Genomic DNA, 18,246 nt, shown 5'->3' with positions numbered 1-18,246 from the left:
CTTTAAAGGTTTAGTTTTTTGTAAATCGATTTAAATATTTTGATTCCTGTAGAAAGTATATCGTCAGGAAAATTAAAATCAGGATTATGCAAGGCAGGCTGATCAACTCCAGAACCAAGACCAAAGAAGCCACCTTTAATATGCTCGGTATAGTAGCCAAAGTCTTCGGACCATTTAAAGGGCTGTTCTAAATGGCTGACCTCCAGGTTGTGGTCTTTGGCAGCCTGTTCGATCAGTCTTACGCATTCGGTGTGATTAACAGTGGCCGGAAACACCTCAGAAAAGCTGAACTCAGAGGTTAGCTGCTCATCTTTGGCAATTTTTTCGATGCGCGAGATGGCTTCCTGTGTTAGAATGTCCATATCCGCGTTTTCAAAAGCACGCAAGGTGATGCGTATTTCGGCCTCACCCGGCGAAGTACCAAAGGCTATCTCGCCTAGCTTGATATGAATAATTGTTAATAATATCAGGTTTTTAAAAAGCTCATTTTGCTCGCGCAAAAGGTGCATCGATTCAATGATGCGGGCCAGGGCGCCAGCCGGGCTTAGGCCGTTTTCCGGCTCGGCAGCATGCGATGTTTTTCCCGTCAGTTTAACGGTCATTCCCTGCGAGGCCGCCGAAAAACTACCAGGCCTAACAAGTACCTGATGCAGCGGATAGCCGGGGATATTATGCAGGGCAAAGATGTAATCAGGCTTAAGTTGCCTGAAAGCCTCGCTTTCCATTACATCGCGTGCCCCCTGTTCAACTTCTTCGGCAGGTTGAAACAGCAGCCCAACTTGTCCTTTGAGAGGTCTCTGTTTGGCTATCTGTTGGGCCAGTCCGGCCAAAATAGCCATATGTCCATCGTGCCCGCATAGGTGGGCCACACCTGGTGTCTGCGAGTTATATGGTAAGATGTTTGTTTCGCGGATGGGCAAGGCATCTAATTCGGCACGGAAAACAACTGTTGGGCCGGTCTCAGAACCTTTAAACAGAAAGATTTTACCTGTTGAGCCAGAATTATAAATGGCATCAGGCTGCAGTTCTTGTATAAATTTGCTAATATATGCAGCCGTTTCAAACTCCTGGTTCGAAAGCTCAGGATGTTGATGTAGATACTGACGCAGGCCAATAATATTAGTCATTGTCATGTGTGTTTAATTTTCAGATTCATAATGATTTGTCTATTGCTGTCATTGATAAATGACTGGTGAACTTACCTACGTGAATGGGTGACTTTATAGCTTTACCTACCACTTTATGGCAGGTAATTAATTAACATTACCGATTAATCAGGCCATCCATAGAAACAAGAAGTTTAAAACCTGTATAAAAAGCTAAAGCAATAAACAAAGATCATGATGGTATTCCTCCACCAATGAGTTTGGAAGATAGTAAAATAGAGAGTGAATCACAAAATGTAGTGCCAGGAAAAGGGAGATTCTAAATTTTCACTGAAATTTCTTTATTTCCAAGAGATTTAAATATGCATAATGATGTAATATGATCACACTATTAGAACAAACACAACGTGATGGAAACTATTGGTTTGTGTTTATGGGTGTCTATATTCTGATGCTTAAAATATTCTGTCTATCTTGATTAGAACCCAAGGCTCAGCTGGCTGCTAACTATGTAATATTCGCAACATTGTTATTAGATAGTTGATTGGCATATCCCAATGAAATTTATAATATTACAATGTATTACCCCGTGATCTGGTATGCATCTTAATCAGAAAAAATAGAATATGTCTGTATCTTATTGATGTGTTCAATACAATTGTTTTGAAGCGGGTTTTTAGCATACCGATGGCTATCTATTAGGCTTTAATAGTGCCATCAATTCCTATTTAGAACTAATGTGAAATACTATAAGTGTGTTATTATGAATTTAAAAAGTGTTTTTGTCAGCGTTTATCTGTTGCTAAGCATTCAATTGAAAGGTAATAATAAGCCAATGCTGTTGAAAAAATCGATAGTGCTATTGTTAATGGCTTTTCATACAGTCACTGGCTATGCCCAATCTGAGGATTTAGGCAACAAATCTATTGTGACGAGTGCTGAAGAAGAACAAAGCCAAAAACCACAGGAAAAGAAAGATATCAGTATCCTGAAACTGACCAGTAATGGATCCTGGTGTTGGTTCTCAGGGCCAAGGGCCATCTACCTTGATAACGATCGAAACGAGCTTATTACGGGCTGGATTACCAGTAATGGCTGCCTCGAAGCAGGCTTGTTAAATTACAATACAGGCAAGGTGCAATTCCAAAGAGTTGAATCAAAACTTGATAAGGACGATCATGCTAACCCTGGATTTGCTGAGCTGTCCAATCATGATATATTGATGGCTTATTCAAAGCATTTTGATCACAAAGTGCGCATCAACAAAACACCTGCTCCGTTAGAGACGCTGCAGTTTGGCCGAACCATCGAACACAACATCTACGATGCTGAAGAACTGGAACGCTATCCTAACAAGAGAGTGACCTATGCCAATCCTTTCCGATTGGAAAAGGAGAATAACCGCATCTACTGTTTTGGCCGCTGGACCGGTTATAAGCCCAATATCACCTGGTCGGATGATAACGGGCAGACCTTTGTCAAGAGTAAAGTGTTTATCACCAACATCCCCTTTGATAGTAATAACCGCCCTTATGTATGCTACTATACCGATGGTCAATCAAAGATTCACATCTTGTTTACCGATGGACATCCGCGCAACGAGCCCCTCAATTCGGTGTATTATGCCTGCTACGAAAAGGGGGCCTTCTGGCAAGCCGATGGCACTAAGATTTGTGATATGAACAACATCCCTTTTGAACCAGAGGATGCTACCCTGGTTTACAAAGCCACCAAAGAGAACGGCAGAGCCTGGATATACGACCTGAGTGTTGATAAAGAAGGTCACCCGGTAATATTATATGCCCGTTACCCCGAGGAAACGGCTCACTTCTATCATTATGCCGTTTTTGATGGCTGTCATTGGATTGATAACCGGATGTGTCATGCCGGCAAATGGTTTCCGCAAACACCCAAAGGCCAGGTGGAGCCCGAACCACACTATTCGGCAGGTATGTCGCTTCATCCTCTCCAGCCTGGAATCGTTTACTTGTCGCGCGATGTGGAAGGCACGTTCGAGATTGAGAAATGGGTAACAAGCGATAGGGGAAAAAACTGGGAAAACAAGGCCATTACCCAGAATTCAAAGTATGACAATGTGCGCCCCCTTGTACCTAAAAATATGAAAACTGATGATCCTGCTGTTGTTCTGTGGATGGTCGCTAAGAAATACAGACATTATACCGATTATAAAACACGCATAAATTACCTTATCGATGAAGAAAACTAAAAATCAACGGCTTGATATGCTGAATTTAGGCGCAGTGGGCTTTCTGCTAACACTCTTACTATTAATCAACGCCTGCACCAGTCCAAAACAAAAGTTTACAGAGGATAATCTGGCATTTGCGCAAATGCAGCTGAATGCAGCCTTAAACGCGATGAAAGAAGACAGTGTGGTAGGAAAGTTTCCACGCTCGGTCAAAAAAGATGGTTCCATTGCCTATGTTGGTCCGTATGACTGGACTAGCGGTTTTTTCCCCGGCAGCCTCTGGTACCTCTACGAGCTTAACGGTGACGCGCACTGGCAACAAGAAGCCATCCTAACCACCGAATGGCTGGATAAAATACAATACTACACCGGTAATCATGATGTGGGTTTCATGATTAATTGCAGCTACGGAAACGCTTTGCGATTGACCGGCAATACTGCCTATCAGCAGGTATTGATCAATGCGGCGGAGTCGTTGTCAACCCGCTTCAGTCCGGTGACTGGAGTCATCAAATCGTGGGGAGGTGGCAAAACACGCGATGGTCATGTGTGGCAGTATCCGGTTATTATCGATAACATGATGAATCTTGAATTATTGTTTAAGGCTTCTGAGCTGTCAGGCAACAATAAGTACCGCAACATCGCTATTCAGCATGCCAATACCACTATAAATAACCATTTTAGAGAGGACTACAGCAGTTACCACGTGCTCGATTACGATACCATTACGGGAGAGGTGAGAGGACGTTACACCCATCAGGGCTATTCACATGAGTCGTCGTGGGCCAGGGGGCAGGCCTGGGGGCTGTATGGCTTCACCATAACGCACCGGGCCACAGGTGACGAGAGTTACCTGAAGCAGGCCGAGCATATTGCCGATTATATCATCAACCACCCGAATCTGCCCGATGACAGGGTGCCATCATGGGATTACCATGTTAAAGATGCCGCCTATGCACCTTCGTGGGTGGCTGAGATGCCACAGCAGGAAGAGCCGAGCCGAGATGCTTCTGCAGCTGCCATTACGTGTTCTGCATTGTTTGAGCTAAGTCAGGTAAGCGACAAGGGTGATGTCTATTATGCATTTGCAAAAGAGTTGCTTCATAACCTGTCGGATCATTACAGGTCGGTTGACAATCCATACTTTATATTGGAGCACAGTGTGGGATACATGGCTGCCAATTCAGAAGTGGATGTGCCGCTCAATTATGCCGACTATTACTTTTTAGAAGCTTTGATTCGTTATAAGCATTTAAACAACTAGTTTAGAGGTTTTTACTTGTTGAATTGTATTGCAAAAAACCCCTTCGAACAGTGTTTGTCGAAGGGTTTTTTTATATTTAGGGATTAAAGCAATTGTTCATGGCAAAAAAGCCTGAATAATGTAAACTGTCGCTTTTGTCAAACCTATCTTACTTCTTTAGCGTGCAATTCAATTGGAGAAGTCTGTTTTAAAGATTGCTGCATAACAACCTGACATCTAAGACTACCTGGAAGCAATCTTAACCGGTTCGGCTTCCGATATAAGCTTAGGAATTGTCTGCCTCACAGCTTCTTTTTCATCCTTATCCAAATCAATGTATTCCTTACCAAAGGTGCTGATTGCAAAATCGTTGCGCATTTCATTAAATGCCCTGATAAGCTCATTCTGCACCATCAGGTAAACCTGGTATTTGGTGTCGTTGGCTGTTTGTAATGAGATAACACCTTTGCTTACCTGACGTTGCCCCAGCAGTGTAATTTTCCTTGTCTCCTTATCTGATAGTTCAGGCAGGTTGTTTGGATTCAATATAAACGCCTTAGTGGCTTCAGTCAGATGGGCAATATCCATTTCCTGTTTTTCTACCATCAGTTGGTTATTGGCATTCACCAGTATTTCAAATACATTTCGTTCGTTCTTCGCTTTATTATCAATAGGTGGTTCTTCTTCATAGGGCGGTAAAATAGTTCCAAGTCCCTTATCAGAATCCATGGTGGTGGTTACCAAAAAAAAGATGAGTAGTAAAAATGCAATGTCGGCCATTGAGCCGGCATTAACTTCCTGGGATTCTCGTCGTGCCATAATTGTCAATTTTTGAAGTGAATAATAATTGACCCTGCGTTTTATGGCTTCGAATAAGACAATTGTAAGATAGAAAAAAAATAGTAATGCTCATCATTATTATACATAAAAAAAATGAGGTGGTTTTAATTTTCTGCTTTAACGGTCAACAGATACTTTGATACAGCCCATCCGGTAGCCAGATAAAACTGATCTCAGAGCAATTTTATACCTGTTTGATGGCACCGAATTCAACGGCAGGAGTTCCGTTTTTACCATTTTTTGGCGTAACTTGACTTTTTGCCGCATTGAAAACTGGCATAAATTGCCTCTTGAATAAAAAACACTGAGTATGAAAATAGCAGTAACAACAGCAAGTGGTAACCTGGGAGCGTCTGTTATTAAACGACTCAAACAGGAGATAGGGGCTGAACAAGTCATTGGTATTGCCCGCACACCGGGCAGAGCTGAGCCATTGGATGTTGAAATACGAAAAGGTGATTATAATAACAAACAAGAGCTGAAGGCTGCCTTGAACGGCGTTGAAACCGTGCTGCTGGTATCAGGTATGGAACTGCCTGATAAGCGCATACAGCAGCATCGTAACGTCATTGAAGCAGCTAAAGCGAATGGTGTCCGCAAAATTGTTTATACCAGCATTTATGGGCCTGAAACTGGCAACGCTTTTAGTCCGGTTGTAGCCAGTAATCGCCAGACAGAAGAAGATATTAAACAATCTGGTTTGCAATGGACTATTGGCCGCAACGGTATTTACATCGAACCTGATTTGGAATACATTGAGCACTATATCAGAGAGGGTGGCATCATTAATTGTGCAGCCGAAGGTAAATGCGGTTATACATCACGTGCTGAACTGGCCTGTGCCTATTATCATTTGTTATGCAATGATGAGCTGAATGGAGCCATCTACAACCTGTTTGGCGATGCTGTTAACCAGCAGCAATTAGCCGATGCCATTAATAAAGCCTTTCAGCTAAATTTATTCTACAAAAGTATTTCGGTTGATGAATACGTGAAGGAGCGAAAGGCGGCATTAGGCGACTTTCTTGGTACAGTCATCGGTGGCATATATGAAGGAATTAGGACAGGTGATTTTGATGGAATATCCGACTACCAGAAAGTAACCAGGCGTAACCATAAAACACTGGATGAAATGATTCAGGCCTATATAAAGCAATCTCACTAAATATCTTTTATAATGACTCATTACCCGGAAGTATCAACACAAGAACTAACAGAACTCATCGGAAAACCTAATGTGCATATTGTAGATGTGCGCCAGGCCGACGCATACAATGGCTGGCCACTAAATGGTGAAGTACGCGGAGGACACATCAAGGGAGCAAGATCTTTACCCTTGAAATGGACCAGCTATATGGATTGGATTGAAATTGTTAGAGCTAAAGGGATATTACCACATCACACCCTTGTGTTATACAGTTATCATGATGATAACAGCATACAGGTGGCCGAATTGTTTGCGAAAGCTGGTTACACGCATATTCATATTTATAAAAACCTTGTAAAGGAATGGACAACAAATACAAGCCTTCCTATGGATGCTTTACCTCGCTATCAGCAGCTAGTGCCGGCATCGTGGGTTAAGCAGGTGGTTGATTGTAATACACCTGCCGGACTGAAGTCGGACAATGTAGTAATTGTGCATGCACATTACCGTAACCGCGATGCATATTTGTCGGGACATATTCCTGGAGCCATAGATATGGATACTTTGGCATTGGAGGCGCCCGAAACATGGAACAGGCGGTTGCCGGAGGAGCTGAAAAAAGCATTTGAATCTCATGGTATTACAGCAGATACTACGGTTGTGGTTTATGGTAAATTTATGTGGCCCGATAATATGGATGAATTTCCGGGAAGTGCGGCCGGGCATTTGGGAGCTATTCGCTGTTGCGCTATTATGCTGTATGCAGGTGTTAAAGATGTACGCGTGTTGAACGGTGGTTTTCAGTCATGGAAAGATGCAGGTTATGAAATCAGTACCGATGATGTGCCTAAACGTGCCGTGGCTGATTTTGGTGCTGAAATACCGGCCAATCCACATTTTTTTGTTGATACACCTCAAGCTAAAGAGATGATTGCCGATGCCGATGCCGATATTGTTTCGGTACGCAGCTGGGAGGAGTACATTGGCAAAGTGAGCGGCTATAATTACATCGAAAAGAAAGGGCGAATACCTGGTTCGATCTTTGGCAACTGTGGCTCCGATGCCTACCATATGGAGAATTACCGCAATCTGGACCATACAATCAGGGAGGCCGGTGAGATAAGTAATATTTGGCGGGAGGCCGGTATAGTAGCAGACAAGCGACTGGCCTTTTATTGCGGAACTGGCTGGCGTGGAAGTGAGGCCTTTTATAATGCCTGGCTGATGGGCTGGCCCACCGTATCGGTGTACGATGGCGGTTGGTTTGAGTGGAGTAACGCTCCTGATAATCCTTGCGAAACAGGTATTCCAGGTAAAAACTAATCTGCCTATGAATTATTTAGACGAGAACATTATTAAGATAGGTGAGCTTGAGATTGTTAATTACCTCCCTAAAAAAGGGATTGATACAGCCCGACAGGAAATTATTGAGGGCTTAACGGCATCTCCAAAATATATTTCACCCAAGTACTTTTACGATCAAGCAGGGTCGGAACTTTTTGAAGCGATTACAAGGCTGGATGAGTATTATCCCACACGATGTGAGATGGAGATACTGTCTACGCTTATTAATCAGCTGGAAATCGATCTTTATGATTTAGATATTATTGAGTTGGGGAGTGGTGATTCTTCCAAAATTAAAACACTGATCGGGCCAATTCCACCACACATTCTTTCAACCATTAACTATTATCCGGTTGATATTAGCCAGTCAGCCATCACAAAATCAATTGAAGATATTAGTCAGCTTCATAACTTTAAAAGCATTACGGGCATTGTAACTGATTTTCTGCACTCCTTCGATTATATGCCGCGCCGCCGGCATCGCTTGTTCTGCTTTCTGGGTAGTACCATTGGCAATCTTTCACCAGCCGAAGCCAACGACTTCATGCAAAAGATAGGCGAGGTGATGGATGGAGGCGATGCTTTATTGTTAGGGGTTGATATGGTGAAGGATATAACGGTTGTTGAAAAGGCCTATAACGATACCAAAGGCGTCACCGCTGCTTTCAACAAGAATATCCTAAAGGTGGTCAACCGGCATGTTGATGCCAGTTTTGAAGTGCATGATTTTGAACATTGGGCTTTCTATAATAAGGATGAACAGCGTATTGAAATGCATTTGAAAGCTCAGAAAGATATTAATGTTCAATTGAGAGCCGCCAACCAAGTGATTCAACTAAAAAAGGGAGAGACCATTCATAGCGAAAACTCACATAAGTTTACAGAGAACCACTTAGAAGCACTAGGCCATCATGGCGGTATGCAAGTCAAGAAAGTATTTACCGATGCCAAAGGGTGGTTTAGTCTGGCTTATTACTTAAAGTCTTAAAGCTATTGATCTTGAGAATTAGCACCTGCTTTATGGCCTTAGCATGTCGTTAGTAGGATATCGGCAGGTGTCAATTCAATACAAAAAGCCTTGTTACACTTAGCATCTGATGATAATTATTGGATTCTTGCAAAAAAAGACTACTTTTGCGCCCCATGACGCATAGTTTGCACGAACAAAATAACGAACGAGTTTTTACCGCATTTAATTTAGTATTCAAAAAACAGCTGGATAGATTCATTCCACCTGCACTTATCTGATACTTGTTTGAATCAACTAACATGGGTTTCTGACAACCCGTGTTTCGTCATTTATATTCAATTTATATTTATTTCTAAATAAAATTTTATGTATTTAAAATTTAGGATGGTCATGGTGTGCGCACTATTACCAATTGTTACTGTATTGGCTCAGGATAAACCTGAAGTAACCATTGGCGGTGCTTTACGCTATAATTACAATTACTCATCGTGGAAAGAGGGACATCAAAAAAGAGGAGGAGATTTTGGACTGGATGTGTTCAGGTTAAATGCTAAAGCCAACTATAAAAAGCTGAGTCTTGATGCAGAGTACCGTCTGTATTCTACTGACTTTGGCGGTGGCATGCTCAAGCATGGTTATGTGGGTTATGAACTGAATGATAACAGCAACCTGCAATTGGGATTAACCCAGGTACCATTTGGTATATTGCCTTACAACTCAAATAGTTTCTTTTTTAGTATGAACTACTATGTGGGTTTAGAAGATGACTACGATATGGGTATCAAGTACTCGTATCGAAAAAACAACTGGGAACTGGATCTGGGGTTCTTTAAAAATGCTGAGGAACTGCGTTTTGGTTCCAACACCGATACCGATCCCAGCCGCTACTCTTACGATGTAGGCTCCATTGTGATTGATGGCGAAACGGTGCTGCGCAATAAGGAGGTGAACCAGCTTAACGGCCGCGTAGGCTATAACTGGGGCAGCGATGCGGTGGCTCATCATGTCGGAACTTCAGCGCAATACGGTGGACTTTATAACCTGGATACTGAAGAGTTGGGTAATCATTATGCCTTTGAAGGGCATTATCAGCTAAAGGTTAATCGCTTTGGTTTAAAGGCCGGGGTAGCCTATTACAAGTACAATGCTGAAAACCCGCTGGAGCAGGGCAAGGACTTAATCGCTTTTGTGGCTTACGGAGCCTCCTATATGGTGGCAGCAGAAGCATACACCTATACAGCAGGCGCATCCTATACGCTACCGGTTAACTGGGAGCACATCTCAAGTTTTACCTTCTACAACGATTTTGGCATGCTTGATAAATGCAACGACGGTTTTGAAGATGCATTTATGAATGTAACAGGAGTGATGGTAAGCGCTGGTCCTATTTACACCTACATCGACTATGCAATGGGTAAAAACCAGCCTTGGCTAAGCCCTGAGTGGACCAATGGTTTGGGAGCCGGTAATCCGGATGCTGAGTGGGAGGCCCGTTTTAATATTAACATAGGCTATTATTTCTAATATGGATGCAGGAGATATTAAAATTGAAGTAAAAGAGCTGAGCCTGATTTTTGGGAAGAAAAAGGCGCAGGCTCTGAAGATGCTGGAGCAGGGAGCAGGTAAGGCCGAGATACTTGAGAAAACCAGGTGCACTGTGGGTGTAAACAAAGCCAACCTGCAGATTAAAACCGGTGAGATATTTGTGATTATGGGGCTGTCAGGAAGTGGTAAATCAACCTTGTTGCGTTGTCTGAACCGTTTGATTTCCCCTACAGCCGGTGATGTGATTGTCAATAAGGTGAACATTACCAAAGAAGATAACAAGGCATTACTCGAAACCCGACGTATCGAAATGAGTATGGTGTTTCAGAAGTTTGCCTTGCTGCCGCACCGCACGGTACTTGAAAATGCAGCTTTTGGGCTGGAGATACGTGGTGAAGACAAAGAACAGCGCTTACAGGTGGCACAGGAGGCTTTGGAGAGTGTGGGATTAAAAGGCTTTGAAAACCAGTTGCCATCGCAGCTTTCTGGTGGTATGCAGCAGCGCGTGGGCCTGGCCCGTGCACTGGCCAACAACCCGGAGGTTCTGTTGATGGATGAAGCCTTTTCGGCACTCGACCCATTGATTAAATCGGATATGCAGGATGAGCTGATTGAGCTGCAGGAGAAGCTTAAAAAGACCATCGTGTTTATTACGCACGATCTGGATGAGGCGATTAAACTGGGCGATCGCATTGCCATTATGAAAGATGGGGTCATCGAACAAATTGGCACTGCAGAAGATATTCTAAAGAAGCCTGCCAGCGATTACGTCAAAGCCTTTGTGGAGAAGGTCGATCGTAAAGCCATCATCACAGCCGGCTCATTAATGTTTAGGAAACCTAATACCGTAACGTTAGAGAAGGACGGGCCCGAATCGGTGCTGCGTAAAATCCGAGAGTCGGCGTTTGAGGTGTTGCCGGTCATTAACAAAAATAAGGTATTTGAGGGCTTCATCTGGCTGCCCGAGGTGCTGAAGGCTAAAAAGCAGAATGCCGAGAGCATCAAAGACTTCATCACCACAACATGCCCGAGTGTGTACCCTGAAGTAACTGTTGAGGAGATGTTACCGCTTATCACCAACACAAAATCATCCATTGCTGTTGTGGATGAAGCTACCGGGCGTTTGCTGGGGGTAGTGACGCAAACCTCGTTGGTTATTGAATCAACGCGTTTTAATAAAGAGGAAATTGTTGAACTGAAAGAGCAAGCAAGCGAGCAGTAATATGGAAAAGATAATAAATATAGGCGAGTACATTGAGTTAGCTGTTGATTGGCTAACTGATAATTTTGCACCGGTATTTGATCTGATAAAGAATGTTGGCAACACCAGCATCGAAGGCATTGAATGGCTGTTGGTAACCACACCGTTTTATGTGGTTATAGCCCTTATTGGCTTGTTGGCTTTGTTCAAAGCAGGGCGTGGGGTGGCCATTTTCTCGGCTTGCGGTCTGTTGCTGATTTACTTGATGGGTTTCTGGGTAGAGACCATGGAGTCGATGGCACTGATTGTCTTCTCAACAGTCATTGCTTTGGTACAGGCCTTGCCATTGGGTATATGGGCTGCCAAGAGTGAACGCGTGGAGCGTATCATTCGCCCGGTATTGGACTTGATGCAAACCATGCCGGCCTTTGTTTACCTGATACCGGCCGTTTTGTTCTTTAGTATTGGTAAGCTACCGGGCGCTTTTGCAACTGTTATTTTTGCCATGCCACCAGCTGTGCGACTTACTGCACTGGGTATTAAACAGGTGCCGGCAGATATCAAAGAGGCGGCCAGAGCTTTTGGTGCGACGAATAAGCAAATTTTATTTAAGGTGGAACTTCCGCTAGCCCTCAATACCATTTTAGCAGGGGTGAACCAAACCATTATGATGGCCCTGTCGATGGTGGTGATTGCCGGTATGATTGCTGCTGGTGGACTGGGCGAAAAAGTGCTGGAGGGGATTAATAACCTGGATATTGGATTGGGATTTGAGAGCGGACTGGCAGTGGTGATACTGGCCATTGTGCTGGATCGCATCACGCAGGCACTGGGACAATCCAACAAGAAAAAAGTCGTTTCACTTTCTAACATTTTTAAACGCAAATAATTAAACTATTTAATATGAAAAGTATACAAATTGGCTTAATGATGGCACTTGCAGTAATGCTATTTAGCTGCAATGGCGCCAAAAAATCAGACGATACCAAAAATATTACTATAGGCTATGTGGATGGCTGGGCCGAAGGGGTGGCCATGACGCATATTACCAAGGTGGTATTGGAACAAAATGGCTATAAAGTAGAAACGCAAAAGGCGGCTGTCGACCTTATTTTTGCCTCGATGGCCAATGGCGATACGGATGTATTTATGGATACCTGGTTGCCAGTTACACATGGAAGCAAGGTGGCTAAGTTCGAAGGTAAAATCGAAGGCGTTGGCGTTACCTATGGCAATGCTAAGATTGGCCTGGCGGTGCCTGCATATGTAGATATTAATTCCATTGAAGAGCTGAATGCGCATGCTGACAAGTTTGACGGCCGAATTGTGGGCATTGAAAAAGGGGCCGGCATCACAGCGAAAACAGATGTGGCTGTTGAAGAATACGCACTGCAATTGAAGCACATGAATTCGTCGAGCATTGCCATGCTAAGCGAATTGAAGAAATCTATTGACAAGCAAAAGTGGGTGGTAGTGACTGCCTGGGCGCCTCACTGGGTATTTGGTCGTTATGAGTTAAAGTTTCTTGAGGATCCCAAAGGTGTTTACGGGCAGGCCGAAAACATCGAAACCTATGCGCGCAAGGGTTTTAAGGAAGACGACCCGTTTGCGGCTAACTACTTTGCCAAATTTAAGCTGGATGAAGCTCAGATGGGACAGATGCTGATGTTTATGGAAGAATATAAAGATCAGGCAGAAGGTGCCAAGCAATGGGTGGCTCAAAATAAAGAACTGGTGAATAGCTGGTTGAAGCAATAAAAGCCATTAAATCAATGCATTAAGGGTGCTAATCAGCTTTGGTTGGCGCCCTTTTTTATTTCTGTTACAATGCTTCTGGTTCTTTAACGACCGATGCAGGGGCAATAATAGGTTCGGCCAGAAGCGTTGTGCTTAAGTTTGCCAGTCTTTGGCGTTCTACTTTCACCTGCTTCATGTGCCCAAGGTTCATCGATAGATAGACAATTGGTTTGAACCAGTTGCCCAATAGTCGCTTTAGTACTGATGTTCTGCTATAGAATTGCTTTCTGGCTTTTGTTTTTCCACGTTGCAGTTCTATAGGTGTCATATGTTTAGGGGTAAATACAACCGTATTGTGGTCATAAAACTTCCAGTCTGTTGTGATGAGACGGTTCTCGCTTTTGAGTTGCTCATAAACCCGGGTGCCCGGATAGGGCGTTAGCACGTTGAAAGAGACTGTACTAACTTTATTATCTATCAGGAATTGTACTGTTTCATCAAATATTTCTTTGGTGTCGTCATCAAAGCCAAATACAATGGATGCATGGATAAGAATTTTCATCTTATTGATTTTCTTGAAGGCACGTTTCAAATCATTGATCTCCTTAAACGATTTACGCATAGATTGGAGTTGCTTCACAGAAACACTTTCGATACCCAAAAAAAGCGACTGACAACCACTTTCTGCGGCCAGTTGTATCAGCTCGTCATCGCCAACCAAAATAGAAATGGAGGCCTGACCAACCCATTTGATTTTTAATGGTTTGATGGCCTTGAAAAGAGCTTTGGCATAGTTTGGGTTACCAATGATGTTATCATCTAAAAAAATAAAAACCTTGGCCTTCGATTCCTTGATATCACGTACCACATTCTCAACTGAGATATGACGTATTTTACTTCCAAAAAGGTTGGTAACACAACAAAAGTCGCAATTATAGGGGCAGCCGCGTGTAGTCATTATCGGAATGATATTGAACAAACGCTTCTGCGTTATTTTTCTGAAATCCTTACGCACATATTTTTCCAGGTTAGGTGCCGGGTTGTGATAAGTTGGTTTCAAAGCCTTGTTTTCAAAATCAGTGAGCAAGGTTTCCCAAACACCCTCGGCTTCGCCTATAACTACTACATCGGCATGCTGTAAGGCTTCATCGGGTAATAAAGTGGGGTGTACTCCGCCCAATATGACTGTTTTGCCCCTTGCTTTAAAAGCTTGGCATAGCTGGTAGGCGCGCGGTGCATTGGCCGTCATGCAGCTTATGGCGACTAAGTCACAGTTCTGATCCAGATCCACTGTTTCTGCTTCCTCTTCAATCACCTTTACTGTAAAGCGGGCAGGCGTTAAACCTTCAAGTATGTAGAGCGCCAACTGAGGTATCATCAGGCCTTTGTTCGTTCTTTTTTGAGCATCTACAGTGGGTGAAATCAAGAGGATGGTCATTATCAATGGTTTTAAATGTTGGAGAAATATCCTTATAAGGTACGAATATTTTAGAGTACAGTCATATTATTGATTAACTTCACATTCAATTAAATAGTTATCAGCCAATCTTCAATGGCTAATCAAAAATCATAACCTTATGAATACAAACCTGGCAGTACTAATCGATGGTGACAATATCCCATCAGCCAACGTCAAAGAAATGATGGAGGAAATTGCAAAATACGGCAACCCAACTATTAAACGAATATATGGCGATTGGACAAAACCAGATTTGAATAAATGGAAGAAGGTACTGTTGGAGAATGCCATCACACCAATACAGCAGTATGCCTATACGGCTGGTAAGAATGCCACCGATTCGGCCATGATTATTGATGCTATGGATATCCTTTACTCTGAGAAAGTCAACGGCTTTTGCCTGGTGTCCAGCGATAGCGATTTCACCAAACTGGCTACCCGCCTGAGAGAAGCCGGATTGCTGGTGATTGGGATGGGAGAGAAAAAGACGCCAACACCCTTTATTGTTGCATGCGATAAGTTCATCTACATCGAAATTCTTAAATCCAGGGCCAAGGAAAAAGAGGATGAAGACGATAAGGAGGATGAAAAAGAAACGTTTGATAAAATTACCTCAAAGGAAATTAAGCTGATAGCGGCAACCATCACCGACCTGTCTGATGACGACGGCTGGGCATTTTTAGGTGATGTAGGCAGCTTATTGCAAAAGAAACGCCCCAACTTTGACCCGCGTAACTATGGGTTTCAGAAGTTGACTCCGCTGATTGACTCCATCAATCGATTTGAGATAGAGCAGAGGGATAGCCCCAATAGCCGACACAAATTGATCTATGTGAAGAACAAGCTAAAGAAACACATAAAAAAATAAGGTGGCACAGGCGGTAATGATTAAAACGTATGGCAAACTGCTGCTAGGCTTATAATAAAATGCGCAATGCTTTGTAAAGACTCATCAGGTAGTGTTATTTTCCAAAAAATCATCTTCGCCGGGACTTTTAACCATGGTCAGAAAATCCCATATCTCATTTAATATGAGCTGTTCTTCAACCTTCGGTGGCTTATTGCCATCAAGGTATTGCACTTCAGCAACACTTTTAAAGAATTTATCAAAATTGGCATAATAGCCCTCTGCGCGCTTAAAGCGAACAAAAACACGCGGAAAACTTAGCTTGATAACAAAATCATAACCGGGGAAAAACAAATTGTTCGTGCCCAGATAGTAGTTTTTAAATTTTTCAGGAATCATATTGTACTTTTTCAGATTATTAAAAATCACAGTAGTGTGGCGATTGGTTTGAGCATGACAGTTGTGTGTTGCTATCCACTTAGTTAAAGATGTCGAAACGTTATTTGAGTTGACTTTGTATAACAGCTTATGCTCAAAGTTTTAGTAGACTGGAAACCGGCACCAGATACAAGTTAGTGAATTATAGTTGAAACAGGCAAAATATTAAGGTACAACAGTCTATATTAACTGGCGAAAGCTTGGTGAATGACCATCTGAAAATACCAGAAATTATGCATCTTTATGGGCCATTAAATATCACGTACAGACCAATGGCAATAATATGGATATATAACAGCATGAGATTAAAACCATTAATATTTGCAGCACTTGCGGCCTTGTTTTTCGCCTGTGTGTCGCCTTTGGAGCAGAAGTATTACGACGAGACCGCCGAAAAATACCTCGCAGCAATAAAAGTTGAGCTCGATTCGGCTGATTATGCCTTACTGGAAAGCGCATTGCTTCGATTAAAAGCAGAAAACAAGCGCCTGATAGATGTTACCTATGCCGATATATTATCGCAAGGGAAGGAGTGGGCGGCAGAGCAGCAGAGAATGGAAGCAGAGGAAGCCATTAGGGCAGAGGCAGCCAGGCAAGAGGCTTTGAAAACTGCGCGACTCAACCAGGTAGTAGAGGTGGTGTGTCTCGAAAAAGGGTATGAGGAGTCGCACTATCGGAATCAGCTAACATTTAAATTCCTCATCAGAAATAAGTCAGACAAAGGCATTACTGCCGTTATTGGCGATGTGTCGTTCAATGGGGTGTTTGATGAGCCTAACACCATCTATTTTCATTACGATCAGTCCATTAGTGCAGGGCATGAGGCAATATGGAACAACAGCACCGACTACATTGACTTCATGGGGATACACGACGACCTTAAAAACAAAAACCTGAAGGACTTAAACTATACCTGGAAACCCCGGCACATAATTTTTGATGACGGAACACTGCTGGAATAGTGCACTAATACTAAGCCAACAAGTGCCAGCCAATGGCATATTTTAGAAGCCTACAAAAAGGTTAAAACAGGAGCTGTTTAAAAAGTAAGCTTGGTTTTGATGCAAACCTAGCTTGGTCTTAAGTCATACCTGACTAGGTTTCAGGTAAAATCACGCTAGCTTTTCTTTCTTTCTGAAAAAACTCGTTTTGAGCCCGCATCAGTAAAAAGTAATTGTTTGGAAGCGATAAATAATTCATATAGATTTGATATGGTTTATGTTGTGACTACAAAATATGGTAGATAGTATTTAGACTAATTGTGTGTATTTGAACGAAATTCTAATAAAGAGAAATAACATGAGAAATACTAAATCTGCACTTGTTCTAAAACCATTGTTTATTATTTCGGTTTTAACCTTGTTGATAAATGATCATATTCTAAAAGGCTTATACAGCAATTGGATAACAGGAAAACTATCGGATTTTGCAGGTGTTTTTATTCTTACAGTTCTTATTTCATTTATATTTCCTCAACTTAAAAAATACGCATGTACAATTACAGCTATTTGGTTTATTTTTTGGAAAAGCCCCTTGTCTGATGGTTTGATTGATATAATAAATACAAATCCATTCTGGAGGTTTGGTCGAGTTGTGGACTATACAGATTATATTGCTCTGAGCATTTTACCTGCTGCCAAAACATATATAGAAAGAGACACAAAGATCTATTATTGTCGCCGATTATCTTTAATAAGATCATTCGCTTTAGGAGTTGCCCTTATAGCCTTAACATCAACATCATATTTGGGAACTTGCTATTCAGCAGAAGGTACTGTCTACATAGGAAAAACATACGATTTAAAAGTTCCAAAAGATACTGTACTTAAAAGGCTGGAAAAACTTGGTTACCAAACTCGTTTTATCCCTAAGGATTCAACTAATGGTTACTATTCAATTGAAAATATTATAGTTGAAACAAATGATAGAAAATTATGCCAGAATATTGATACAATAAAACAATTGACGTTCTTCTTTCATTCCTTAGGCGTAGGAAATGAGAAAATGTCTATAATGGAAGTTACTTTTTCGGATACTTTACAAATAACTGATTGGAGAAGATTAAAAGTTTTATCAAGGAAGTACAATAGAATTACAAAAGACTTATTCGCGAAAGAAATAACAAAATAATAAACCAACACACAATAAGTATGTCTTCAG

At 42.2% G+C, this 18,246-nt stretch carries 16 protein-coding genes; 12 read left to right on the top strand and 4 right to left on the bottom strand.

Translation table 11 applies throughout. From position 1 onward, the window contains the following. Positions 1–2: 2 nt before the first annotated feature. On the bottom strand, positions 3–1,127 hold the full coding sequence (locus tag KEM09_RS12375; protein WP_212228709.1) for an amidohydrolase: 1,125 nt from the start codon (positions 1,125–1,127) through the stop codon (positions 3–5). 742 nt (positions 1,128–1,869) lie between these two features. Between KEM09_RS12375 and KEM09_RS12370 the strand changes: the two genes are divergently transcribed. Together KEM09_RS12370 and KEM09_RS12365 are read left to right on the top strand one after the other, a co-directional pair. After that, positions 1,870–3,333 (top strand): BNR-4 repeat-containing protein, encoded by a 1,464-nt coding sequence (locus KEM09_RS12370; RefSeq protein ID WP_212228708.1) that lies wholly within the window; start codon positions 1,870–1,872, stop codon positions 3,331–3,333. After that, positions 3,320–4,579, top strand: coding sequence for a glycoside hydrolase family 88 protein (locus tag KEM09_RS12365; RefSeq protein ID WP_212228707.1), 1,260 nt, complete (start codon positions 3,320–3,322; stop codon positions 4,577–4,579). The genes KEM09_RS12370 and KEM09_RS12365 overlap by 14 nt, the downstream gene beginning before the upstream one ends. Positions 4,580–4,801: 222 nt before the next feature. Here the strand turns inward: KEM09_RS12365 and KEM09_RS12360 are convergent, their stop codons facing one another. Then, positions 4,802–5,377 carry an ExbD/TolR family protein gene (locus KEM09_RS12360; RefSeq protein WP_212228706.1) on the bottom strand — a complete coding sequence of 192 codons (576 nt, stop codon included), beginning with the start codon at positions 5,375–5,377 and terminating at the stop codon, positions 4,802–4,804. A 331-nt stretch (positions 5,378–5,708) separates the two neighbouring features. Between KEM09_RS12360 and KEM09_RS12355 the strand changes: the two genes are divergently transcribed. The 7 genes from KEM09_RS12355 (at position 5,709) to KEM09_RS12325 (ending at position 13,363) form a co-directional block, all read left to right on the top strand. After that, positions 5,709–6,563, top strand: a complete 855-nt coding sequence (locus KEM09_RS12355; protein WP_212228705.1) for an NAD(P)H-binding protein — start codon at positions 5,709–5,711, stop codon at positions 6,561–6,563. Positions 6,564–6,575: 12 nt separating this feature from the next. Continuing rightward, positions 6,576–7,868 (top strand): rhodanese-like domain-containing protein, encoded by a 1,293-nt coding sequence (locus tag KEM09_RS12350; RefSeq protein ID WP_212228704.1) that lies wholly within the window; start codon positions 6,576–6,578, stop codon positions 7,866–7,868. 7 nt (positions 7,869–7,875) lie between these two features. Next, positions 7,876–8,877, top strand: coding sequence for an L-histidine N(alpha)-methyltransferase (gene egtD, locus KEM09_RS12345; protein ID WP_212228703.1), 1,002 nt, complete (start codon positions 7,876–7,878; stop codon positions 8,875–8,877). Positions 8,878–9,225: 348 nt separating this feature from the next. After that, positions 9,226–10,383 (top strand): TonB-dependent receptor, encoded by a 1,158-nt coding sequence (locus KEM09_RS12340; RefSeq protein WP_212228702.1) that lies wholly within the window; start codon positions 9,226–9,228, stop codon positions 10,381–10,383. A gap of 1 nt (position 10,384) precedes the next feature. After that, positions 10,385–11,626, top strand: a complete 1,242-nt coding sequence (locus KEM09_RS12335) for a quaternary amine ABC transporter ATP-binding protein (RefSeq protein ID WP_212228701.1) — start codon at positions 10,385–10,387, stop codon at positions 11,624–11,626. A 1-nt stretch (position 11,627) separates the two neighbouring features. After that, positions 11,628–12,494 carry an ABC transporter permease gene (locus tag KEM09_RS12330; RefSeq protein ID WP_212228700.1) on the top strand — a complete coding sequence of 289 codons (867 nt, stop codon included), beginning with the start codon at positions 11,628–11,630 and terminating at the stop codon, positions 12,492–12,494. Positions 12,495–12,508: 14 nt separating this feature from the next. Further along, positions 12,509–13,363, top strand: coding sequence for a glycine betaine ABC transporter substrate-binding protein (locus KEM09_RS12325; RefSeq protein ID WP_212228699.1), 855 nt, complete (start codon positions 12,509–12,511; stop codon positions 13,361–13,363). Positions 13,364–13,427: 64 nt separating this feature from the next. Here the strand turns inward: KEM09_RS12325 and KEM09_RS12320 are convergent, their stop codons facing one another. Then, entirely contained in the window at positions 13,428–14,780 is a 1,353-nt protein-coding gene (locus tag KEM09_RS12320) for a B12-binding domain-containing radical SAM protein (protein WP_212228698.1), read from the bottom strand. A gap of 139 nt (positions 14,781–14,919) precedes the next feature. Between KEM09_RS12320 and KEM09_RS12315 the strand changes: the two genes are divergently transcribed. Further along, positions 14,920–15,669 carry an NYN domain-containing protein gene (locus tag KEM09_RS12315; RefSeq protein ID WP_212228697.1) on the top strand — a complete coding sequence of 250 codons (750 nt, stop codon included), beginning with the start codon at positions 14,920–14,922 and terminating at the stop codon, positions 15,667–15,669. 84 nt (positions 15,670–15,753) lie between these two features. Here KEM09_RS12315 and KEM09_RS12310 read toward each other — a convergent pair whose 3' ends face one another. Continuing rightward, complete coding sequence (locus KEM09_RS12310) at positions 15,754–16,047, bottom strand: hypothetical protein (RefSeq protein WP_212228696.1); 294 nt, start codon at positions 16,045–16,047, stop codon at positions 15,754–15,756. Positions 16,048–16,385: 338 nt separating this feature from the next. On the opposite strand from KEM09_RS12310, the gene KEM09_RS12305 reads away from it, so the two are divergent. Both KEM09_RS12305 and KEM09_RS12300 read left to right on the top strand, forming a co-directional pair. Further along, positions 16,386–17,048, top strand: a complete 663-nt coding sequence (locus tag KEM09_RS12305; protein WP_212228694.1) for a hypothetical protein — start codon at positions 16,386–16,388, stop codon at positions 17,046–17,048. Positions 17,049–17,385: 337 nt separating this feature from the next. After that, positions 17,386–18,216 (top strand): hypothetical protein, encoded by an 831-nt coding sequence (locus tag KEM09_RS12300; protein ID WP_212228692.1) that lies wholly within the window; start codon positions 17,386–17,388, stop codon positions 18,214–18,216. Positions 18,217–18,246: the final 30 nt, after the last annotated feature.

It is taken from the genome of Carboxylicivirga mesophila (genome assembly GCF_018271975.1).
Classification (GTDB): Bacteria; Bacteroidota; Bacteroidia; order Bacteroidales; family Marinilabiliaceae; genus Carboxylicivirga; species Carboxylicivirga mesophila.
The sequence above is the reverse complement of the archived record's forward strand: the minus strand, read 5'-3'. Positions and strand labels throughout refer to the sequence as shown.